The 22932-nt window shown below is 59.5% G+C and carries 18 protein-coding genes and 2 tRNA genes; 12 read left to right on the forward strand and 8 right to left on the reverse strand.

The features are described 5' to 3' along the window. Positions 1–52: 52 nt before the first annotated feature. The 12 genes from tpiA to J1G37_RS23210 all read left to right on the forward strand — a co-directional run bounded on the left by tpiA (position 53) and on the right by J1G37_RS23210 (position 11230). Entirely contained in the window at positions 53–808 is a 756-nt protein-coding gene (tpiA, locus tag J1G37_RS23155; protein WP_124527756.1) for a triose-phosphate isomerase, read from the forward strand. A gap of 4 nt (positions 809–812) precedes the next feature. After that, the gene (gene secG, locus J1G37_RS23160) at positions 813–1196 is read left to right on the forward strand and encodes a preprotein translocase subunit SecG (RefSeq protein ID WP_010206600.1); all 384 of its coding nucleotides are present in this window, start codon (positions 813–815) and stop codon (positions 1194–1196) included. 22 nt (positions 1197–1218) lie between these two features. After that, positions 1219–1304: transfer RNA gene (locus J1G37_RS23165), tRNA-Leu, on the forward strand. Between the two features lie 96 nt (positions 1305–1400). Further along, positions 1401–1477, forward strand: a tRNA-Met gene (locus J1G37_RS23170). A gap of 140 nt (positions 1478–1617) precedes the next feature. Then, positions 1618–2076, forward strand: coding sequence for a ribosome maturation factor RimP (rimP, locus tag J1G37_RS23175; RefSeq protein ID WP_207045561.1), 459 nt, complete (start codon positions 1618–1620; stop codon positions 2074–2076). Between the two features lie 47 nt (positions 2077–2123). After that, positions 2124–3605, forward strand: a complete 1482-nt coding sequence (gene nusA / locus J1G37_RS23180; RefSeq protein ID WP_207045563.1) for a transcription termination factor NusA — start codon at positions 2124–2126, stop codon at positions 3603–3605. A gap of 27 nt (positions 3606–3632) precedes the next feature. Continuing rightward, positions 3633–6149 carry a translation initiation factor IF-2 gene (infB, locus tag J1G37_RS23185; RefSeq protein WP_207045566.1) on the forward strand — a complete coding sequence of 839 codons (2517 nt, stop codon included), beginning with the start codon at positions 3633–3635 and terminating at the stop codon, positions 6147–6149. A gap of 159 nt (positions 6150–6308) precedes the next feature. Next, positions 6309–6704, forward strand: coding sequence for a 30S ribosome-binding factor RbfA (gene rbfA, locus J1G37_RS23190; protein WP_003176137.1), 396 nt, complete (start codon positions 6309–6311; stop codon positions 6702–6704). Between the two features lie 3 nt (positions 6705–6707). Next, on the forward strand, positions 6708–7625 hold the full coding sequence (truB, locus tag J1G37_RS23195; RefSeq protein ID WP_026136642.1) for a tRNA pseudouridine(55) synthase TruB: 918 nt from the start codon (positions 6708–6710) through the stop codon (positions 7623–7625). A gap of 118 nt (positions 7626–7743) precedes the next feature. Continuing rightward, on the forward strand, positions 7744–8013 hold the full coding sequence (rpsO, locus tag J1G37_RS23200) for a 30S ribosomal protein S15 (protein ID WP_003177875.1): 270 nt from the start codon (positions 7744–7746) through the stop codon (positions 8011–8013). A 193-nt stretch (positions 8014–8206) separates the two neighbouring features. Further along, positions 8207–10312 (forward strand): polyribonucleotide nucleotidyltransferase, encoded by a 2106-nt coding sequence (pnp, locus tag J1G37_RS23205; RefSeq protein ID WP_124527754.1) that lies wholly within the window; start codon positions 8207–8209, stop codon positions 10310–10312. 297 nt (positions 10313–10609) lie between these two features. Further along, positions 10610–11230, forward strand: coding sequence for a BON domain-containing protein (locus J1G37_RS23210; protein WP_026136643.1), 621 nt, complete (start codon positions 10610–10612; stop codon positions 11228–11230). 304 nt (positions 11231–11534) lie between these two features. On the opposite strand, the gene J1G37_RS23215 is transcribed toward J1G37_RS23210, so the two are convergent. From J1G37_RS23215 to folK, 8 genes are all read right to left on the reverse strand, one after another. Further along, positions 11535–14453 (reverse strand): DUF748 domain-containing protein, encoded by a 2919-nt coding sequence (locus J1G37_RS23215; RefSeq protein ID WP_207045568.1) that lies wholly within the window; start codon positions 14451–14453, stop codon positions 11535–11537. An 87-nt stretch (positions 14454–14540) separates the two neighbouring features. After that, positions 14541–15557 (reverse strand): class I SAM-dependent methyltransferase, encoded by a 1017-nt coding sequence (locus J1G37_RS23220; RefSeq protein ID WP_207045570.1) that lies wholly within the window; start codon positions 15555–15557, stop codon positions 14541–14543. A 67-nt stretch (positions 15558–15624) separates the two neighbouring features. Next, positions 15625–16494, reverse strand: a complete 870-nt coding sequence (locus J1G37_RS23225) for an oxygenase MpaB family protein (RefSeq protein WP_017735558.1) — start codon at positions 16492–16494, stop codon at positions 15625–15627. Positions 16495–16510: 16 nt separating this feature from the next. Then, the gene (acs, locus tag J1G37_RS23230; protein WP_207045572.1) at positions 16511–18448 is read right to left on the reverse strand and encodes an acetate--CoA ligase; all 1938 of its coding nucleotides are present in this window, start codon (positions 18446–18448) and stop codon (positions 16511–16513) included. A gap of 105 nt (positions 18449–18553) precedes the next feature. Beyond that, positions 18554–20218: a glucose-6-phosphate isomerase gene (gene pgi / locus J1G37_RS23235; RefSeq protein ID WP_207045574.1), complete on the reverse strand. Its 1665-nt coding sequence runs from the start codon at positions 20216–20218 to the stop codon at positions 18554–18556. A gap of 213 nt (positions 20219–20431) precedes the next feature. After that, on the reverse strand, positions 20432–21283 hold the full coding sequence (gene panC, locus J1G37_RS23240; protein ID WP_207045576.1) for a pantoate--beta-alanine ligase: 852 nt from the start codon (positions 21281–21283) through the stop codon (positions 20432–20434). Continuing rightward, positions 21280–22080: a 3-methyl-2-oxobutanoate hydroxymethyltransferase gene (gene panB / locus J1G37_RS23245; RefSeq protein WP_124527747.1), complete on the reverse strand. Its 801-nt coding sequence runs from the start codon at positions 22078–22080 to the stop codon at positions 21280–21282. The genes panC and panB overlap by 4 nt, the downstream gene beginning before the upstream one ends. 366 nt (positions 22081–22446) lie before the next feature. Beyond that, positions 22447–22932 carry a 2-amino-4-hydroxy-6-hydroxymethyldihydropteridine diphosphokinase gene (gene folK / locus J1G37_RS23250; RefSeq protein WP_207045578.1) on the reverse strand — a complete coding sequence of 162 codons (486 nt, stop codon included), beginning with the start codon at positions 22930–22932 and terminating at the stop codon, positions 22447–22449.

Raw genomic sequence — 22932 nt, forward strand, 5'->3', positions numbered from 1 at the left:
TGATGATGTGGTTGGGTAACATCTGCGCCCACTTTGACCGACGAGGTACAGCATGCGTCGCACTATGGTAGCTGGTAACTGGAAGATGCACGGTACCCGCGCCAGTGTCGCTGAGCTGGTAAATGGCCTTCGTCACTTGGCCTTGCCTAGCGGTGTTGATATCGCTGTATTTCCGCCTTGCTTGCATATCACCCAAGTGGTTGATGGCCTGAAAGGCAAGTCGATTCAGGTCGGCGCGCAGAATTCTGCGGTGGAAGCGATGCAAGGTGCGTTGACTGGTGAGATTTCGCCGAGTCAGCTGGTTGATGCGGGTTGTTCCTATGTGCTTGTCGGACACTCCGAGCGTCGTCAGATGATGGGCGAGCGTGATGGGACACTCAATCGCAAGTTCGCAGCGGCACAGGCTTGTGGCTTGATTCCAGTGTTGTGCATAGGGGAGACCCTGGAGCAGCGTGAATCGGGCAAGACTCTTGAAGTTGTCTCGCGTCAGCTAGGCAGCATCATCGAGGAGCTGGGTGTTGGTGCGTTTGCAAAGGCAGTAATTGCTTACGAGCCGGTCTGGGCCATTGGTACCGGGCTGACTGCTACACCGCAACAGGCGCAGGATGTGCACGCAGCCATCCGCGCGCAGTTGGCGGCAGAGAATTCTGAAGTCGCACAAGGTGTGCGGCTTCTATACGGCGGCAGCGTGAAGGCGGCCAATGCGGTCGAACTGTTCGGCATGCCGGATATCGATGGGGGGCTCATTGGTGGAGCTTCCCTGAATGCAGATGAGTTCGGTGCGATCTGTCGCGCCGCGGGAAACTGAAAAAATGCTGGAAACAGTCGTAGTCGTTTTTCATCTGTTGGCTGCCCTGGGCGTAGTTGCCCTGGTTTTGTTGCAACAGGGTAAAGGTGCGGATGCTGGTGCGTCTTTCGGTGCAGGTGCTTCAAATACTGTGTTCGGAAGCCAAGGTTCCTCTACCTTTCTTAGTAAGTTTACTGCTATACTTGCCGCAGGTTTTTTCATAACCAGCTTAGGGTTAGGTTACTTTGCTAAAGAGAAAGCTCATGTGCTGACTCAAGTAGGTTTGCCAAACCCAGCGGTGTTGGAAGTACCAAAAGCAAAACCGGCTTCTGATGATGTCCCGGTGCTTCAAGAGCAAAAGTCGGCTACTCCAGCGACTGACGTACCTCCAGCTCAAGAGCAGAAGTAAGAAGGGTTGTAAACGCTGTATTGCCGAGGTGGTGGAATTGGTAGACACGCAACCTTGAGGTGGTTGTGCCCATAGGGTGTAGGGGTTCGAGTCCCCTTCTCGGTACCAATTATCAGGAGAGCCCGCTGTTGCGGGCTTTCTTGTAGGTGGAAGGTTACATTGACCCTGCAAGGGATCGGTCGTATACTTCCGCCCCAGCTTTGTCGCGGGGTGGAGCAGTCTGGTAGCTCGTCGGGCTCATAACCCGAAGGTCGTCGGTTCAAATCCGGCCCCCGCAACCAGTTTTAGCGGAGCCCCTTTTAAGGGGCTTTTTGTTAGCTGGACACTTTCAACGCCGCTGTTCGACGGCGTTTCAAGGATGGGCGTTTCGCCCATTTTTTTATTTTGCACAGCATGCACATACATGCACGAGGGGGTTCAGGTGTCGAGCAAGCTAGAAGAGTTGCAGGCCTTGCTGGCCCCGGTGGTCGTGGCCCTAGGCTATGAATGCTGGGGTATTGAGTTTTCGGCTCAAGGTCGCCACTCAATGTTGCGCGTTTATATCGATAAAGAGGGCGGTGTGCTGGTGGACGATTGCGCCATTGTCAGCCGTCAGATCAGCGGTGTCCTGGATGTTGAAGATCCAATCGCCGTTGAATACACCCTCGAAGTTTCCTCGCCAGGCATGGAACGCCCACTGTTCACTATCGAGCAGTTTGCTAAATATGCCGGTGACCAAGTGAAGATCAAGCTGCGCTCCCCTTTTGAAGGGCGACGCAATTTTCAGGGCCTTCTGCGCGGTGTAGAAGAACAGGATGTCGTGGTGCAGGTAGACGACCATGAGTTCCTGTTGCCGATCGATATGATCGACAAGGCCAACATTATTCCCAGTTTTGACTGAGACGCGGATCCCGCGGATCCAATGGCTTGCGAAAGGCGAGGCGTACGATGAGCAAAGAAGTACTGCTGGTTGTTGAGTCGGTATCCAACGAAAAGGGTGTACCGGCAAGCGTGATTTTTGAAGCGTTGGAGCTGGCCCTGGCCACTGCTACCAAAAAACGTTTTGAAGACGAAGTTGATCTGCGTGTGGAAATCAACCGCCACACCGGTGCCTACGAGACTTTCCGTCGCTGGACGGTGGTCGAAGAGGACGATCTTGATGATCCGGCCATCGAAACCTGGCCGAGCAAGGTTGCGCAAACGCATCCTGGCGCCCAGGTCGGTGATGTCGTCGAAGAAAAGATCGAGTCCATCGAGTTCGGCCGCATTGCTGCACAGACTGCCAAGCAAGTCATCGTGCAGAAAGTCCGCGAAGCCGAGCGCGCGCAAGTCGTTGACGCTTATCGCGAGCGCCTGGGTGAAATCATCTCCGGCACCGTGAAAAAAGTCACCCGCGACAACGTGATCGTCGACCTGGGTAACAACGCCGAAGCGTTGCTGGCCCGTGAAGACATCATTTCTCGCGAAACCTTCCGTGTTGGCGTGCGTCTGCGTGCGCTGCTCAAGGAAATCCGCACCGAGAACCGTGGCCCTCAGTTGATCCTGTCGCGTACCGCGCCGGAAATGCTGATCGAGCTGTTCCGTATCGAAGTGCCGGAAATCGCCGAAGGCCTGATCGAAGTCATGGCTGCGTCCCGCGACCCGGGTTCGCGCGCCAAGATCGCGGTCCGCTCCAAGGACAAACGCATCGACCCGCAGGGCGCTTGCATTGGTATGCGCGGTTCGCGCGTCCAGGCAGTGTCGGGCGAATTGGGCGGTGAGCGTGTGGATATCGTCCTGTGGGACGACAACCCGGCGCAGTTCGTGATCAACGCCATGTCGCCGGCTGAAGTGGCGGCAATTATCGTTGACGAAGATGCCCATGCAATGGACATCGCCGTTGGCGCAGACAATCTGGCTCAGGCCATTGGTCGTGGTGGTCAGAACGTGCGTCTGGCCAGCCAACTGACCGGTTGGACCCTGAACGTGATGACCGAATCGGACATCCAGGCTAAGCAGCAAGCTGAAACCGGTGACATCCTGCGCAACTTCATCGACGAGCTGGAAGTCGACGAAGATTTGGCACAGGTGCTGGTAGATGAAGGCTTCACCAGTCTGGAAGAGATTGCCTACGTACCGTTGGAAGAAATGCTCAACATCGACGGCTTTGACGAAGACACCGTCAACGAGCTTCGCGCTCGGGCCAAGGATCGTTTGTTGACTAAAGCCATCGCTACTGAGGAAAAGCTGGCAGACGCCCATCCGGCCGAAGACCTGCTCTCGCTTGAGGGTATGGACAAGGATTTGGCGATGGAACTGGCGGTGCGCGGCGTAATTACCCGCGAAGACCTGGCCGAGCAGTCTATTGACGATCTGCTCGACATCGACGGCATTGACGATGATCGTGCCGGCAAGTTGATCATGGCCGCCCGAGCCCATTGGTTCGAGTAACTAGGCGCGGCCTGAGGAGAGAAGTGCATGACGCAAGTCACGGTGAAACAACTGGCCGATGAGGTCAAAACACCGGTAGAGCGCCTGTTGCAGCAGATGCGTGAGGCAGGTCTGCCGCACACCGCCGCCGATGAAGGTGTGAGCGATAGTGAGAAGCAGTCTTTGCTGACTCACTTGAAGAGCAGCCACAAGGCGAAAGTGGAAGAACCGCGCAAGATTACATTGCAGCGCAAAACCACCAGCACCCTGCGTGTTGCTGGTAGCAAGAGCATCAGCGTTGAAGTACGCAAGAAGAAAGTCTTCGTACAACGCAGCCCGGAAGAAATCGAAGCCGAGCGCAAACGCGAACTGGAAGAACGTCGCGCAGTAGAAAATGCTGCTCGTCAGAAGGCTGAAGAAGAGTCCAAGCGTCGCGCCGAAGAAGAAGCGCGTCGCCAGCCTGCTGCTGCGCAAACTGCTGCCACTGAAGCGGTCGCTGCGCCTGTTGAAGCTGTGCGTGAGGCCGCTCCGGTTGCCGCTGCACCTGCTCCTGCAGCCGACGCTCGTAAGCGTGACGAACCTCGTCGCCCGGACAAACCACGTGCCGACGATAACAATCGTCGTAGCGGCGGTGGCGATGGCGAGCGCAAAAACGCTCCGCATCGTGCTTCGGTCAAAGAGAAAGCGCCTGCTCCACGCGTTGCCCCACGTACTACCGACGAAGAAAGCGATGGCTTCCGTCGTGGTGGTCGCGGCAAGGCCAAGCTGAAAAAACGCAACGCCCACGGTTTCCAGAGCCCAACCGGCCCTGTCGTGCGTGAAGTGAAGATCGGCGAGACCATCACTGTTGGCGATCTCGCCCAGCAGATGTCGGTCAAGGCAGCTGAAATCATCAAGTTCATGTTCAAGCTGGGTACTCCGGCCACCATCAACCAGGTACTGGATCAGGAAACTGCCCAACTGGTTGCTGAAGAGCTGGGCCACAAAGTGACCCTGGTCAGCGACACCGCCCTGGAAGATTCCCTGGCCGAGTCCCTGAAGTTTGAAGGTGAGGCGGTTTCCCGTGCTCCGGTTGTGACCGTAATGGGCCACGTTGACCACGGTAAGACTTCCCTGCTCGACTACATCCGTCGTGCCAAGGTTGCTGCTGGCGAAGCCGGCGGTATCACCCAGCACATCGGTGCGTACCACGTTGAAACCGAGCGCGGCATGGTCACCTTCCTCGACACCCCTGGTCACGCTGCGTTTACCGCAATGCGTGCCCGTGGTGCCAAGGCGACCGACATCGTGATCCTGGTCGTTGCAGCGGACGACGGCGTAATGCCGCAGACCATTGAAGCTGTCCAGCACGCCAAGGCTGCCGGTGTTCCTCTGGTCGTTGCCGTGAACAAAATCGACAAGCCGGGCGCTGATCTCGATCGCATCCGTAGCGAACTGTCGGTTCACGGCGTGACGTCTGAAGAGTGGGGCGGCGAGACGCCATTCGTATCGGTTTCCGCGAAGATGGGTACCGGCGTTGACGAACTGCTCGAAGCCGTTCTGCTGCAAGCCGAAGTCCTGGAACTGACCGCTACCCCATCGGCCCCTGGCCGTGGTGTTGTGGTTGAGTCCCGTCTCGACAAGGGCCGTGGCCCGGTTGCGACCGTCCTAGTTCAAGACGGTACCCTGCGCCAAGGCGACATGGTCCTGGTCGGTTCGAACTACGGCCGTGTACGTGCCATGCTCGACGAGAACGGCAAGCCAATCAAGGAAGCAGGTCCTGCTATCCCGGTCGAGATCCTCGGCCTGGACGGTACCCCGGACGCTGGCGACGAGATGAGCGTAGTGGCCGACGAGAAGAAAGCCCGTGAAGTGGCTCTGTTCCGTCAAGGCAAGTTCCGCGAGGTCAAGCTGGCCCGTGCTCACGCCGGCAAGCTGGAAAACATCTTCGAGAACATGGGCCAGGAAGAGAAGAAGACGCTTAACATCGTCCTCAAATCTGACGTACGTGGTTCCCTCGAAGCGTTGAACGGCGCCTTGAACGGCCTGGGTAACGACGAAGTGCAAGTGCGCGTTGTCGGTGGCGGTGTCGGTGGTATCACCGAATCCGACGCCAACCTGGCACTGGCTTCCAACGCTGTACTGTTCGGCTTCAACGTGCGTGCCGATGCTGGCGCTCGCAAGATCGTCGAGCAGGAAGGCCTGGACATGCGTTACTACAACGTCATCTACGACATCATCGAAGACGTCAAGAAAGCCCTTACCGGCATGCTTGGCAGCGACGTCCGGGAGAACATCCTGGGTATCGCCGAAGTACGTGACGTGTTCCGCTCGCCGAAATTCGGCGCGATCGCCGGTTGCATGGTTGTCGAAGGCACCGTGTACCGTAACCGTCCAATCCGTGTACTGCGTGAAGACATCGTTATCTTCGAAGGCGAGCTGGAATCCCTGCGCCGCTTCAAGGATGACGCTTCCGAAGTACGTGCCGGCATGGAATGCGGTATCGGCGTCAAGAGCTACAACGACGTCAAGGTTGGCGACAAGATCGAAGTCTTCGAGAAGGTTCAGGTTGCTCGCAGCCTCTAACTCGCGCACTTCCGGAGCCACGCAGCGTGTGGGCATGCAAATGCCCCGTGCAGCGTACGGACTCTAAACGCAACGCCCGGTCTGGCTTTTGTCAGGCCGGGCGTTTGCCGCTTTCAGACCCCACGGGTTTCACCGTGTGGCAGTAACAGGTAACAAGACATGGCAAAAGAATACAGCCGTACCCAGCGTATCGGCGATCAGATGCAGCGTGAGCTGGCCCAACTGATCCGTCGTGAAGTCAAAGACCCGCGCGTTGGCCTGGTGACCATCACCGCCGTTGAAGTGAGCCGTGACGTTGGTCACGCCAAGATCTTCATCACCGTGATGGGGCAGGACAACAGCGAAGAAATCGCGCAAAGCATCAAGGTGCTCAACTCGGCCGCAGGCTTCCTGCGCATGCAGTTGGCCCGTGAAATGAAGTTGCGCAGCGTTCCTCAGTTGCACTTCCACTACGACGAAAGCGTCGTGCGTGGCGCGCACCTGTCGGCACTGATCGAGCGCGCCGTGGCTGAAGACAGCCAGCACCCGTCCACACCTGAAGACGCCAAGGAGTAAGTGGTGGCTCAGGTCAAACGTATCCGTCGCAACGTCAGCGGCATCATTCTGCTCGACAAACCCATTGGCTTTACCTCCAATGCCGCCTTGCAGAAGGTCCGCTGGCTGCTCAATGCCGAGAAGGCAGGGCACACTGGCAGCCTCGATCCCTTGGCCACCGGTGTGTTGCCGTTGTGCTTTGGCGAGGCCACCAAGTTCTCGCAATACCTGCTCGATTCCGACAAGGGTTACGAAACCCTGATGCAACTGGGCAAGACCACCACCACCGCGGATGCCGAAGGTGATGTTTTGCAGGTTCGCGACGTGACCGTTGGTCGTGCAGATATCGAAGCCGCTTTACCCGGTTTTCGTGGGCAAATCAGTCAGATACCGCCCATGTACTCGGCGCTCAAGCGTGATGGGCAGCCTCTTTACAAGCTGGCACGTGCGGGCGAAGTAGTGGAGCGCGAACCGCGTTCTGTTACTATTGCGCGCTTGGAATTGCTCGCCTGTGAAGGTGACACTGCGCGCCTGGCCGTGGACTGCAGCAAAGGCACCTATATCCGTACCCTGGTGGAAGATATTGGTGAGAAGCTGGGTTGCGGCGCGTACGTTGCAGAACTGCGACGCACCCAGGCCGGCCCTTTCACCCTGGCCCAGACGGTCACGCTGGAAGAGTTGGAAGCGGTGCACGCCGAAGGCGGCAATGAAGCAGTTGATCGCTTCCTGATGCCATCGGACAGCGGTTTGCTGGATTGGCCATTGCTGCACTTCTCGGAGCACAGCGCGTTCTACTGGCTCAACGGCCAGCCGGTACGTGCCCCGGACGCCCCGAAGTTCGGCATGGTGCGGGTACAAGATCATAACGGTCGCTTTATCGGTATCGGTGAAGTGAGCGAAGACGGGCGCATCGCGCCGCGTCGACTGATTCGGTCAGAATGACCGAACGAGGGTGGCTGTTAACAGGCACGGTCACTTCCTCATTTTTAGATACAGGGATTTGTCCCTGGCCTGTTGAAGCTGTTTCTTTGAAACAGTTTCCTGATAAAAGGATTGCCTCATGGCTCTCGACGTTCAAGAAAAAGCACAAATCGTTGCTGACTATCAGCAAGCTGTTGGTGACACTGGTTCGCCAGAAGTGCAAGTTGCACTGCTGACCCACAACATCAACAAGCTGCAAGGTCACTTCAAGGCCAACGGTAAAGACCACCACTCCCGTCGTGGTCTGATCCGCATGGTAAACCAGCGCCGTAAGCTGCTGGACTACCTGAAAGGCAAGGATCTGGGTCGTTATCAGACTCTGATCGGTCGCCTGGGTCTGCGTCGCTAATAAGCGATTGCGCTAGAGGTTGGTTGTCTGCCGTGTGTCAGTGGGATTCCGCTGGCCCATGGCAGGCTCCCAGCCTCAAGTTTTATCTGGATACACGTTTTACCCTGGACGAGGGTTGGGCCGATTCCCAGCATTGCCCAAGAATTTCGCAAGAAGACAAGTTCCCCAAGAGCCACAAAGAAGGTAGGACACCGTGAACCCGGTTATCAAAAAATTCCAGTTCGGTCAGTCGACCGTTACCCTCGAGACAGGCCGCATCGCCCGTCAAGCCTCCGGCGCAGTGCTGGTTACCGTTGACGACGACGTTACCGTACTGGTGACCGTTGTTGGCGCCAAGACCGCTGACCCAAGCAAAGGCTTCTTCCCTCTTTCCGTTCACTACCAGGAAAAGACTTACGCTGCCGGTAAGATCCCTGGCGGTTTCTTCAAGCGCGAAGGCCGTCCTTCCGAGAAAGAAACCCTGACTTCCCGACTGATCGACCGTCCGATCCGTCCGCTGTTCCCAGAAGGTTTCATGAACGAAGTGCAGGTTGTCTGCACCGTCGTTTCCACCAGCAAGAAAACCGATCCGGACATCGCTGCGATGATCGGTACCTCGGCTGCCCTGGCGATCTCCGGCATTCCTTTCGATGGCCCGATCGGCGCAGCTCGCGTTGCTTTCCACGAAAGCACCGGCTACCTGTTGAACCCGACTTACGAGCAACAGAAAGCATCGAGCCTGGACATGGTCGTTGCCGGTACCTCGGAAGCCGTATTGATGGTTGAATCGGAAGCCAAAGAGCTGACCGAAGACCAGATGCTGGGCGCCGTACTGTTCGCCCACGACGAGTTCCAGTCTGTCATCAAGGCTGTCACCGAGCTGGCTGCCGAAGCTGCCAAGCCAACCTGGACCTGGGCACCACAGGCCGAAGCGACCGAACTGCTGGGTGCTATCCGCTCCGAGTTCGGTACTGCGATCTCCGACGCCTACACCATCACCGTCAAGGCCGACCGTTACGCTCGCCTGGGCGAGTTGAAGGATCAGGTTGTTGCCAAGCTGTCCGGTGAAGAAGGCCAGCCTTCCTCCAGCGAAGTCAAAGCGGCTTTCGGCGAAATCGAATACCGCACCGTTCGCGAAAACATCGTTAACGGCAAGCCACGTATCGACGGTCGCGACACCAAGACCGTACGCCCGCTGAACATCGAAGTCGGTGTTCTGCCGAAGACTCACGGTTCGGCACTGTTCACCCGTGGTGAAACCCAGGCCCTGGTAGTTGCGACCCTGGGCACCGCCCGCGACGCACAGCTGCTGGACACCCTGGAAGGCGAGAAAAAAGACCCCTTCATGCTGCACTACAACTTCCCTCCGTTCTCGGTAGGTGAGTGTGGTCGCATGGGTGGTGCTGGTCGTCGCGAAATCGGTCACGGCCGTCTGGCTCGTCGTTCGATCGCAGCCATGCTGCCGGCTGCCGACGTGTTCCCGTACACCATCCGTGTTGTGTCGGAAATCACCGAGTCCAACGGTTCCAGCTCCATGGCTTCCGTTTGCGGTGCTTCCCTGGCCCTGATGGACGCTGGTGTGCCGATGAAGGCGCCGGTTGCCGGTATCGCCATGGGCCTGGTTAAAGAAGGCGAGAAGTTCGCCATCCTGACCGACATCCTGGGTGACGAAGACCACCTGGGCGACATGGACTTCAAAGTAGCGGGTACCGCCAAAGGTGTTACCGCGCTGCAGATGGACATCAAGATCAAAGGCATCACCGAAGAGATCATGGAGATCGCCCTGGGCCAAGCCCTGGAAGCGCGCCTGAACATCCTCGGCCAGATGAACCAGATCATTGGTCAGTCCCGCACCGAGCTGTCGGAAAATGCTCCGACCATGATCGCGATGAAAATCGACACCGACAAAATCCGTGATGTTATCGGTAAAGGCGGCGCGACCATCCGTGCGATCTGTGAAGAGACCAAGGCTTCGATCGACATCGAAGACGACGGCTCGATCAAGATCTTCGGCGAAACCAAGGAAGCGGCTGAGGCAGCACGCCAGCGCGTCCTGGGCATTACCGCTGAAGCCGAGATCGGCAAGATCTACGTCGGTAAAGTTGAGCGCATCGTCGACTTCGGCGCATTCGTCAACATCCTGCCGGGCAAAGACGGTCTGGTGCACATCTCCATGCTGAGCGACGCTCGTGTTGAGAAAGTGACCGACATTCTGAAAGAAGGCCAGGAAGTGGAAGTGCTGGTACTGGACGTGGACAACCGCGGCCGTATCAAACTGTCCATCAAGGACGTAGCAGCAGCCAAGGCTTCGGGCGTTTAATCACCCCCAGGCTTCACGCTGAAAAAAAGGACTCTTCGGAGTCCTTTTTTTATGGGCGCGCGAAAAGTGCAGGAAAATCAACCGCCCACGCTGTGGCAAAAGCCGCAACTTGCATGCAGGCACGATGGCCTTCATGCAAGTTGCACGATTCCGGAAATTAAGTAATTTTATAACTCGTTGTTTTAAAAGGGTTTTATGGGTCTGCAAAACTTGGCACAGCGCCTGCAATATCTCTAGCAACGCTGCAGCATCAAGGTACACACACTGCAGACTTTTAATAAAACAGGAGTTACTCGTATGAAGAAGTTCGCTCTCGCTACTGCTACCGCTCTGACCATGGCCATGGCTGCTAACGTAGCCTTTGCTCAAACTTCCCAAGCGCCTATGACTCTGGCAGCCGGCGAAGTGACCAAAGCCAAGGAGTCCACCTCGGACACTTGGATCACCACCAAGGTCAAAGCTGATCTGCTGACCGAAAAAGGTATTCCGGGTTCGGACATCAAGGTTGAAACCAACAAAGGTGTGGTTACCCTGTCGTCTGACGTAGAAATCTCCGAATCGCAGAAAGCGACCGCTGTCGCTATCACCAAGAAAATCAAAGGCGTGAAAGCGGTCTCTGCTGACAGCCTGCATGCAGGCGGCGCCTACAAAGCCGACAACGTAGACAAGACCAAAAGCGCTGCCGCTGGCGCCAAAGAGTCTACTTCTGATACCTGGATCACCACCAAAGTGAAAGCTGACCTGGTAACCGAGAAAGGCATTCCTGGTACTGACATCAAGGTCGAAACCAACAAAGGTGTCGTTTCCCTGTCTTCGACCGCCGCAGTGACCGAAGCACAGAAAACCACCGCGGTGAACATCACCAAGCAAATCAAAGGCGTTAAAGCTGTATCGGCCGATGGCCTGAAAGCAGAGTAATGCCCAACCTATCGTCTTGAACGAAACGTCGGCGGCAACGAGTGAGCCAGATATCCACTCAATGCACCTCACGTGTTCATGCGACCGACCACAGGGATGTGGTCATTACAGGCCCCGGCACTTGTCGGGGCCTGTTCTATTGTGGCTTGGAATACCGACGATAAGTCGATGAAGATCAAATGTGGGAGCGGGCTTGCCCGCGATTGCAGTGGTTCAGTCAAAGCTGTTCAAGCTGACCCACCGCTATCGCGGGCAAGCCCGCTCCCACAAAAGTCCATACATCTAGATGTATGTCGTCGCCTGCTTACTCGGCATCCAGATGCATCGGTGTCACCACCCGACCATCTTTCTCCGCCTGACCCAGGTTGGCATCAATGAAGTAAACCCGGTCATCTTCCAGCTGGCCCTTGTCCACCAGGTAGTCCTTGATCGTGCTTGCACGGTCCTGGCCGAGTTGACGCAGCAGTACGTCGCTGGCGCTCCAGAACTTGATCACGCCGTCACGCAGCTTCGCGGTGCGGTCGCTGTCGCTCAGGTCTTTCCATTCCGCCGGAGGCTGTTGTTTCAGGCGGGTACGGTAGATGCCTTCCAGCAATGGCGCCTTTTCCTTCTCCGGTACAACCAGCAGCGAGGCCTGGGCGGGAACCTTGTCGCCACGTCGCTGGAGGATTTTGTAGTAGTTGTATTGGTATTCACGCTCCAGACGCTCTGCGGCCAGGAACGGTCCGTCGCTGCTGGCAGCGGCCGTGCCTTCGATCTCCAGGCGCAGGGCCGGACGTTCTTTCAGGGCCTTGGCCAGGGTGTTCAAGGCGCCTTCGGCGTCCTTGTTCAGTTCGCTGGAACCTGCGGCGAAGGACACATTGCCCAAGTCCTCCGCGCCACCGCCGGTAACCAACCCTCCGATAAACTTGAACGGTGCCGTTGCCGCACGCACCACCAGGTTGCGCAGGGTCTGCCACACGATCGGCATCACGCTGAACTGTGGGTTGTTGAGGTCGCCCGTCACCGGCAGCTCGATGGAGATCTTGCCGTCGGAGTCCTTGAGCAAAGCGATAGCCAAGCGAATCGGCAGGTCCACGGCGTCGGCGCTGTCGACTTTCTCACCCAGTTGCAGTTGCTCGACCACCACCTTGTTTTCGGCTTTCAGTTGGCCTTTGGTGATCACGTAGTGCAGGTCAAGATTGAGCCGGCCCTTGCGGATACGGAAACCGGCGAACTTGCCGGAGTAGGGGGTCAGGGTCGTCAACTCGACCCGTTTGAAGCTGGTGGCAATATCCAGCGCCGCCATCGGGTCAAACGGGTTCACGCTGCCCTTGATGGTCACCGGCGCGTAACGATCCACCTTGCCCTTGATATCGACGCTGGCGGGCTTGGCCTGGCGGCTGTCGATCGTGCCGATCTGCCCGTTGAGCTGTTGAATGGCGGTGGCAAAGTTGGGGGTCAGGCTGAAGTCGGCAAAGTTGGCCGAACCGTCGTTGATCGCAATCTGCCCGATACGAATGCCCAGCGGCTTGTCTTTGCTGGCCGGTTTCGGGCTTTTATCGGGTGCCTGTGGAATCAGCAAGTCATCGACGTTGGTGGTGCGGTCGTCGTTGATCATGAAACGCGCGTAGGGTTGCAGCAGGTTGACCTTGTCGATCGACAGGCTCTCGCCGTGCTGGTAGTTGACGCCTTCGACGACCAGGCGCTGCCATTTGAGGAAGTCGCGGGTCTTGAGGGTGTCGAGGGTATGCAACTGGTCGACCTGCGCGCGTCCGGTGATTTGCAGCTTGAGAGGATCGGCGCTTTTGAGGTTCACATCCAGGTTGCTGCCGAGCATGCCGCTGCGCAGTTCCAGGCGAATAAATGGGCTTATATAGGCTTGGGCAACCCGCAGGTCGATGTCCTGGGTATTGACCTTGAGCTTGGCACTGATCGGGTTGAGGTTGACCTCGCCCGTCGCGAGGATCTTGCCCTGCTTGCCCAGGCCGGTATCGACCTTCAGGGTAAACGGGCTTTGGTTGAGGCTGTCGAAGTTCTGCACGTCGACGTTCAGCGGACCCAGCTCCAACGCGACGGCAGGTTTGACCTGGCGGTCGGCCAGATGCACCTGATAGTTACGCAGTTGCACGTCCTTGAGCAGCACTTGCCACGGTTTGCTCGGCGCTGCCGGTTCTGTTTTTGGCGAATCGGCAGTGGCCGGTGCGGTGGCCGGTTCAGGCTTCGCGGTCGGCTTGCTCGGCTGGCTGGCGAACAGTTTCTGCCAGTCCAGTTGGCCGTCGGCTTCGCGGGCAGCCCAGGTTTCCAGTTTGTTGCTGCGAATCTTGCCCACCACCACCTGTTGCTTGGCCAGGTCCACCGTGGTTTCGCTGACGTCCAGGCGCTCCAGGCGCACCAGTGGCCGGCCATCCGGGGCCTTGATGGCAAACGGTGCGATGCTGGCGGCGGTGTTGGTCAGGTTCAGCTCGGTCTCTTTGGCCAGGCTGAATTTATAGTCGGTGCTGAAGTTCAGCACGCCGTCTTCAAGCACCAGCGGCAGCGCATCACGTACATACGGCCACCAGGCCTTCATCTTGCCATCGGTGACCTTCAACGTACCTTCGGACGTGATCGGCACCAGGCTGAAGTTGCCTTTCCAGTCGATCTGCCCGCCTTCCGGGCCGGCGGCGACCAGGGTCATGTCGGCATTGTCTTCGGGCAGGGTGCTGAGGTTTTTCAGCTCGAAGTCGAGTTTGTCGTAGAGGAACTCGATGGGCTCGCTGGGGCGCAAGTCCTCAAAGTGCACATAGCCGCCGGCCAGCTTGATGGCGTCGATCCGCAACGGAAAGGGCTTGGCATTCGGGTCGGCCGGGGTTGGCTCGCTTGGCGGAATCTTGAACAGTTGCGCCAGGTTCAACTGGCCGGACTTGTCGAACAGCAGCTCCGTCTTCGGCTGGTCCAATTGCACGTCGGCCAGGTGCAGCGCGCGGGTCCACAGGCTGTCGATCTGCAGGTTGGCGTAGAGGCGTTCGAAACCGATCTGTTCTTTGCCCGGCTCGCCGATTTTCAGGCCCCAGACCGTCAGCTCCAGGCTGAACGGGTTGAGCTCGATACGCTCGATCCGTGCCGGCACCGTGGCGTAGTTGGCCAGTTGCTGGTTGGCAATGCGAAGGGCAATGCCGGGCAAAATCAGAAAGCCCAGCAAGCTGTACAGGGCAACGGCGGTCAACAAGGCGCCAGTGGCGCGAATCAATCCTTTGGGCATGGGGCGGCGCCATCTATGTCAAACAGGAGTGCCTTGGAGTATGGCACGGGATTTCGGTTCCGAAGGGCAGGGCTTTTGAGACACGTCCTACAGTTGCAGTATCAGCGTTTTCAGCGGAGGCTGCTGATCCTGTGAAGGGAAATCCGCCCCCGGCGTCATGATTTTCCAGTCGCGTACTGGGCGCCCGGCCTTTTCCGCACAGCGCAGCACCTGTTCGCGCCAGTCATCCATGCTGACTTTCGCCAGGTTGTTGCAGCAGATCAGCACACCATTGTCGGCTGTGGCGAGCAGTGCGGGCTTGAGCAGGCTTTGGTAGTCACGCAACAGGTCGACGGTGCCGAAGGCGCTCTTGGCCCAAGCCGGAGGGTCGAGCAATACGAGGTCGTACTGGCGCTGCTCCAGGCGTGGATAGCTCGGCAGTTTCTGGCCGCGACGCTGGGTAATGGGCAGGCCGGCCAGCTGGCGGATCGCCGGGAAGTAGTCGGATTGTACGAATTCCATGGTCGCCAATTGCGGGTTCAGCTCACCGTTTTCGCGACCGACCGCCAGGTTGCCCTCGGCAAAGTCCAGGTTGCACACCTCACGGGCACCGCCCGCCGCCGCGCTGAGGCCGACGCCGCAGGTGTAGGCGAACAGGTTCAGCACGCTTTTGCCGGCGCTGTGGGCCTTGACCCAGCCGCGGGTGTTGCGCAGGTCGAGAAACAGCAGCGGGTCCTGCCCGGCATGTCGCCCGCGCACGCGGTAATTGAGACCCCATTCGTGGCCAACCAGGTCTTCCAGTGCTGCCGGATCAGCGCGGTACACCGTGTCTTCGCGATCGATCCGCGAGTTGCCACGGGAACGGTCGTTGTACACCAGCAGCAATTCCAGGCCGATGTATTGGTTGATCAACTGGTGCAGGTCCAGCAACTCGTCGGTTTGCAGCGCCTGGTGGAAGCTCTGCACCAGCAATTGCGGGCCGTAGCGGTCGATGGTCAGGCCGCCGGCGCCTTCCTGGCTGCCATGGAACAAGCGGTAGCAGTCGGTGCCTTGGGCGTGCAGCTCGTTGATCAGGTCTTGGCGATGATTGAGGGCGGCGCGCAGCGCCTGATTCAAGGGAGACATGGAGCGCGCCTTGCTTAAGGAATGGGGGTAAATGTGGGCGCGGAGTTTAGCAGTTATAGGGCCTGGCCTACATCAAACCCATCCGCCGATGCGCCCGCTGTACCGAACCGTTGCGCATCGCCCAGCGCAGCAACGGCGCACTGCGCTTGACCCCGGCACGGATCATCTGGCGTTGCAGCGGGCTCTGGTGCTGGTCGAGCATGGCGCTGGCCCAGTCCGGCAGCAGATCGATCCCGGCCTGCATCATCAGCGCGCCAAACGGCTTGGCCAAGGTGCTTGGCGCCGGGGCATCGAGCAGCAGGCGCAACACCTCGCGGCTGCGCTCGTCGCACAGCAGTTGTGGGCGGATACGTGCGAGGTAATCCGACACTTCCTGCCGCGAGCGCGGAACATGCCGCGCGCCGAGTTGTTCGGCGACCAAGGCGATTTCGGCGTAGTAGCGGTCCTGGTCACGCCCGGAAAGGTGCGGGTTGCGGTAGCGCAGGTGCGCGGCGAGGAAGTTGCTCACTTCCGCCACATGCACCCAGGTCAGCAACTCCGGGTCGCTGGCCGCATACGCCCGGCCGTCCGGTGCATGGCCAACCACTTGCAGGTGAATAGTGCGCACCTTTTCGATCAACCATTCGGCGTCCTTGCGCGAGCCAAAGGTGGTGCCGGAAATGAACTGCGACGTGCGCCGCAAGCGCCCGAGCATGTCCTGGCGAAAGTTCGAGTGATCCCACACGCCGGCCAGGGCCAGCGGGTGCAAGGCTTGCAGCATCAAGGCGCTGATACCGCCGATCAACATGCTGCTGAAGTCGCCATGGACTTGCCAGCTGACCGAGTCCGGCCCGAACAGGCCGGGGTCGCCCTTGGGGTTTTCCAGGTCCAGTTGGCCCAGTGACAAGCCCGTGAGGCTCATCAACTGGGTTTCGATACGGCTGCGGATAAATTCCATGGCGACTCAGGTTTTCCTAACGGTTCAGGCGTTTGTCGATCAGGCCATCCACCACGCTGGGATCGGCCAGGGTGGACGTGTCACCGAGGCTGTCCAGTTCGTTGCAGGCGATCTTGCGCAAAATCCTGCGCATGATTTTGCCGGAGCGGGTCTTCGGCAAGGCAGGCGCCCATTGGATCAGTTCCGGCTTGGCAAAGCTGCCGATTTCCTTGCTGACCAGCTCCAGCAGGTGCTTTTTTAGCCCATCGTCGGGCGTGACGCCATTCATCGGGGTGACAAAGGCGTAGATGCCCTGGCCTTTGACATCATGGGGGTAGCCCACCACGGCGGCCTCGGCCACCAGGTCATGCAGGACCAGGGCGCTTTCCACTTCAGCCGTACCGATGCGGTGGCCGGAGACGTTGATCACATCGTCGATGCGCCCGGTGATCCAATAGTCGCCGTCCTCATCGCGCCGCGCGCCGTCGCCGGTGAAGTAGTAGCCGGGGTAGGGTTTGAAATAGGTGTCGATCATGCGCTGCGGGTCGCCGTAGACGCTGCGGATCTGCCCGGGCCAACTGGCCTTGATCGCCAGCACACCACTGCCGGCGCCGTTGATGACCTTGCCTTGCTCATCCAGCAACACGGGTTGCACGCCAAACATCGGCTGGGTCGCGCAGCCCGGTTTGATCCGCTGCGCGCTGACCAGCGGGCTGAGCATGATGCCGCCGGTCTCGGTCTGCCACCAGGTATCGACAATCGGGCAGCGCTGCTCGCCGACGGCGTTGAAGTACCAGTCCCAGGCCTCGGGGTTGATCGGCTCGCCCACGCTGCCGAGCAAACGCAGGCTGGCGCGGGACGTATTCTCCAGCGGGCCGTGGCCTTCACGCATCAACGCACGCAGGGCCGTCGGCGCGGTGTAGAAGATGTTGACCTGATGCTTGTCGATCACCTGCCAGAAGCGCGAGCTGTCCGGGTAGCTCGGCACGCCTTCGAACATCAGCGACGTCGCGCCATTGGCCAGCGGGCCGTACACGATGTAGCTGTGGCCGGTGACCCAGCCCACGTCGGCGGTGCACCAGAACACTTCGCCGTCGCGGTAGTCGAGCACGTACTTGAAGGTCATCGCCGCTTGCAGCAGATAGCCGCCGGTGGTGTGCAGCACGCCTTTGGGTTTGCCGGTGCTGCCGGAGGTGTAGAGGATGAACAGCGGGTCTTCGGCGTCCATCGGCTCGGGTGGGCAGTCGGCGCTGGCGGCGTCGAGGGCGTGTTGATACTTGAGGTCGCGACCTTCGCTCCAGTTCACCTTTGCCCCGGTGCGTTCCACCACCAACACGGTGCTGACATTCGGGCAACTGGCCAGGGCTTTATCGACATTCTGCTTCAATGCCACCGGCTTGCCGCCGCGCACGCCTTCGTCGGCGGTGATTACCGTGCGGCAGTCGGCGTCGAGGATGCGGTCGCGCAAGGCATCCGGCGAAAACCCACCAAACACCACCGAGTGCACCGCGCCAATACGTGTGCAGGCCAGCATGGCGTAGGCCGCTTCCGGAATCATCGGCATGTAGATGCACACCCGGTCGCCTTTCTTTACGCCACGGCCTTTCAGCACATTGGCCAGGCGGCTGACGTTTTGGTGCAGTTGGCGGTAGGTGATGTTGGAGGAGTGTGTCGGATCGTCGCCTTCCCAGATGAAAGCCGTTTGCTCAGCGCGATGCGCCAGATGACGGTCGATGCAGTTGTAGCTGACGTTCAGTTGGCCGCCGGCGAACCATTGCGCAGCGCCGGTGTGGATGTCCGACTGCTGGACGGTGTGCCAGGGAGTGACCCAGTCGAGAAAAACCTTGGCCTGTTCGGCCCAGAAGGTATCGGGTTGCTCGATGGATTGGCGATAGAGGCGCCTGTAGTCCTCTTGGCTGAGTTGCGCAGCGCGGCGCACGGCATCGGCAGTGGGGAAAGTGCTGATATCGAACATGAGCGGTCCTTATTCTTGTTTTAGGCACAAGTCATAAAGATGCACGCTGTGGGGGGAGGGTTCAAGGCCAACGTCCAAACGGACGTTGGCCCTGGATGGGCAGGATCAGCCGCGGTGACGACCGCGGAAATAGTTGATCAAGCCTTGGGTCGAGGCGTCATCCGCCACGGCTTCTTCGGCACCGGTCAGGCGGTTGTACACGCCCTTGCCCAGTTCTTTGCCCAACTCCACGCCCCATTGGTCGAAGGCGTTGATGCCCCAGATCACGCTCTGCACGAACACCTTGTGCTCGTACATAGCCACCAGTGCGCCCAGGCGACGCGGGCTGATGCGTTCCACCACCAGGGTGTTGCTCGGACGGTTGCCCGGGATCACCTTGTGCGGCGCCAGCTTCTGCACTTCTTCTTCGGCGATGCCCTTGTCGCGCAGCTCGGCTTCGGCTTCGCTGCGGGTCTTGCCGAGCATCAGCGCCTGGCTTTGCGACAGGCAGTTGGCGTACAGCCACTGATGGTGGTCGGACACCGGGTTGAAGCTGACAATCGGCACGATAAAGTCGGCCGGGATCAGTTGGGTGCCCTGGTGCAGCAACTGGTGGTAAGCGTGCTGGCCGTTGCAGCCGACGCCGCCCCAGATCACCGGGCCGGTATCGGTGGACACGGGCGTGCCGTCCTGGCGCACGCTCTTGCCGTTGGATTCCATGTCCAGCTGTTGCAAGTGCTTGGTGATGTTGCGCAGGTAGTGGTCGTACGGCAGGATCGCGTGGCTCTGCGCGCCCCAGAAGTTGCCGTACCACACGCCCAGCAGGCCCAGCAGCACCGGCATGTTCTGTTCGAACGGGGCGTTCTGGAAGTGCTGGTCCATGGTGTAGGCACCGGACAGCAGTTCCTTGAAGTTGGACATACCGATGGCCAGGGCAATCGGCAAGCCGATTGCCGACCACAACGAGTAACGGCCGCCGACCCAGTCCCACATCGGGAAGATGTTTTCTTCACGGATGCCGAACGCTACGGCCGCCGCGTTGTTGCTCGATACGGCGATGAAGTGGCGGTACAGCTCGGCTTCCGAGCCACCCTGGGCCAGGTACCAGGCGCGGGCGGCCTGGGCGTTCTTCAGGGTTTCGAGGGTGTTGAAGGATTTCGACGAGACGATAAACAGCGTGGTCTCGGCACGCAGCTTCATGGTCAGTTCGTGGAACTCGCTGCCGTCGATATTCGCCAGGTAGTGGCAGCGCACGCCTTTGTGGGCGTAGGACAGCAGCGCTTCGGACACCAGCTCCGGGCCGAGGAACGAGCCACCGATACCGATGTTCACCACGTCGGTGATCGGCTTCTCGGTGTAGCCACGCCACAGGCCGTCGTGGATGCGGCCGACCAGGTCAGTGATCTGGTTCAGCACCTTGTGCACGTCCGGCATGATGTTCACGCCGTTGACCGACAGCTTGTCACCCACCGGGCGGCGCAGCGCGGTGTGCAGGGCAGGGCGGCCTTCGGAGGAGTTGACCGGCTCGCCGGCATAGAGCGAGTTGATCGCGGCCTTGAGGTCGACTTCCTTGGCCAGGGCCACCAGCAAATCACGGGTTTCGCTGGTGATCAGGTTTTTCGAGTAATCGAGGAAAAGTCCGCAGCTGCTCAAGGTGAATTGGGAAAAACGCTGAGGATCGGCATTGAACGCGTCGCGCATGCTGAAATCCTGCATGGCTTGGCGGTGTTGATTGAGCGCTTGCCAGGCGGGCAGAGCGGTAACGTCATGAGGAGTGCGGTAGTACGCCATCGCTGCGGGTTTCCTTTTATTACGGGGACTGCCTTTAGGACACTTCAAAGCCCGGAACGTCCTGCCTCTCATCAAGCGGCGGGTTCCAGACAGCGCTAACCAAGAGCGCAGGGCGATTACATTAAACCTAGCGTGTGAACTTGTCTTGGCTTTGTCTGCGCTGTGGCCGGTACTTTTTTATACCGGCACGGCAAGGAGGGCAACAGGCGGGGGTCAGTTGAGGTTCAGATGCAGGTTATCGATGAGGCGAGTTGTGCCCAGGTAGGCTGCGACGAGGATCACCACATCGCGGTCTTCAGGGGTTGCCGGGCGCAGGTTTACGCCTTGACGCACTTCGAGGTAGTCCATGCGCAGGCCTGCGGCTTCGATCTGCTGGATCTGTTCGGCGCGCAGCTTGGCGAAGTCGTGGTCACCGGCTCTGATGGCTGCGGCAATCTGACTGAGGCTGCGGTACAGCACCGGCGCGATGGCGCGCTGTTCCTCGCTGAGGTAACCGTTGCGCGACGACAGCGCCAGGCCGTCCTCGGCGCGCACGGTGGGCTCGCCGATGATCTGGATCGGCATGTTCAGGTCCTGCACCATGGCGCGGATCACGGCCAGTTGCTGGTAGTCCTTCTGGCCAAATACTGCGATGTCCGGCTGGACCATGTTGAACAGCTTGCTCACCACGGTCGCCACGCCTTCGAAGTGCCCCGGGCGGCTGGCGCCACACAGGCCTTCCGACAGGTGTGGCACGCTGACGCGGGTCTGGCCGGTGGTACCGCCGGGGTACATTTCCTCGACGGTGGGCGCGAACAGCAGGTTGCAGCCGGCTTGCAGCAGTTTTTCCTGGTCAGCCGCCAGGGTGCGCGGGTAGGTATCCAGGTCTTCGCCGGCGCCGAACTGCAGCGGGTTGACGAAAATACTGGCGACCACGAAGTCTGCTTGCTGCGCGGCCTTGGTCACCAGAGTGGCGTGGCCGCTGTGCAGGTTGCCCATGGTCGGCACAAAGCCGATGCGTTTGCCGGCGTTGCGGGCGTGGGTCACAGCGGCCCGCAGTTCGCGTAGGGTTTTTACCGTGTTCATGCAGAGAATCCGTGTTCGGCGCCCGGGAAGGTGACGCTTTTGACTTCGCTGACGTAGGCGCTCAGGGCGGCGTGGATGCTGTCTTGGCCGGTCATGAAGTTCTTCACGAATTTCGGCACACGGCCGGAAATCGACAGGCCGAGCATGTCGTGGACCACCAGCACCTGGCCGTCGGTGGCGGAGCCGGCGCCAATGCCTATCACCGGCACCTTGACGGCCTGGGTGATCTCGGCTGCCAGCTCGCTAGGCACGCACTCCAGCAAGATCATCGCCGCGCCTGCTTGCTCCAGGGCGATGGCATCGGCACGCATCTGCCGCGCCTGCGCTTCGTTGCGACCTTGCACCTTGTAGCCACCGAGGACATTCACCGACTGCGGCGTCAAACCCATGTGCACGCACACCGGTACACCGCGCTCAGCGAGCAGGCGCACCGACTCGGCGAGCCACAGGGCGCCTTCGACCTTGATCATGTGCGCGCCGGCCTGCATCAGCTTGCCCGCGTTCTGGAAGGTCTGTTCGAGGGTGGCGTATGCCATGAACGGCAGGTCGGCGATGATGAAGGCGCCATCGTTGCCGCGCTTGACGCTGGCGGTGTGGTAGGCAAGTTCATCGGTGGTAACAGGCAAGGTGCTGTCATTCCCTTGAAGAACCATGCCCAGGGAGTCGCCCACCAGTAACACTTCAACCCCGGCCTGGCAGCTGGCATGGGCGAAGGTGGCGTCGTAGCAGGTCAGCATGGTGATTTTTTCACCTTTGAGCTTGAGGCTCTGCAAGGTGGTCAGGGTAATGTCTGGCATGAAAAGGGTCCTCGTTCAGGCGCTTGGAAACAGCGAGTAACGCGCGTGAGTCTTCGTTTATACAGGCGCACTGTCTTGAGAGCAGTGCTTATAAGGCCTGGATTGCGCCCTTTAGCGCCGGGTTGGCGGCAGCGGGACGCCTATAGTCGTGAGGAGGGCACGGGAAGTCAATTGGATGTGTTACCGCATTGTTACGAGGGGGGTGTTACCCGTGTTACTGATGCGATTCAGCTATGTGAACGGCGTTTCTGAAGACGCTGGAGGTTAAATGTGGGAGCTGGCTTGCCTGCGATAGCGGTGGGTCAGCCAAGTCTGTGTAGCTGACCCACCGCTATCGCAGGCAAGCCAGCTCCCACAGTGACCGAGTCAGTCTTGAGTCAGGCGTTCCAGGCCGACAAACGGGCAAGCTGCCAGCAGGTCGCTGAGGCGTTGGCCATCAGGCAATTGCAGTGTGTCGGCTGCCAGTTCTGCCAGCGGATACAGCACAAACGCCCGCAGGTGCATCTGATAGTGCGGCACCTTCAGGCGTGGCTCATCGATCAGGCGATCGCCGAACAGCAGGATATCCAGGTCCAGCGTACGCGGGCCCCAACGCTCCAGGCGTTCGCGGCCCTGGTCGTTCTCGATGGCTTGCAGCGCATCCAGCAGCAGTAGTGGCTCAAGGATGCTGTCCAGGGCAGCCACCGCGTTGGTGTAACGCGGTTGGCCCGGGAGCAGGGAATCACTTTGATAAAACGCGGACACGCCGGCAACCGTGGTACCTGGTAATAACGCCAGCGCCTCGACGGCGCTGCGCAATTGCTGCTCGGGGGCGGCGAGGTTGCTGCCCATGCCGATGTAGATGCGTTCCAC

Origin of the sequence: Pseudomonas sp. Marseille-Q1929, assembly GCF_017316265.1 — a bacterium.
Lineage (GTDB): Bacteria > Pseudomonadota > Gammaproteobacteria > Pseudomonadales > Pseudomonadaceae > Aquipseudomonas.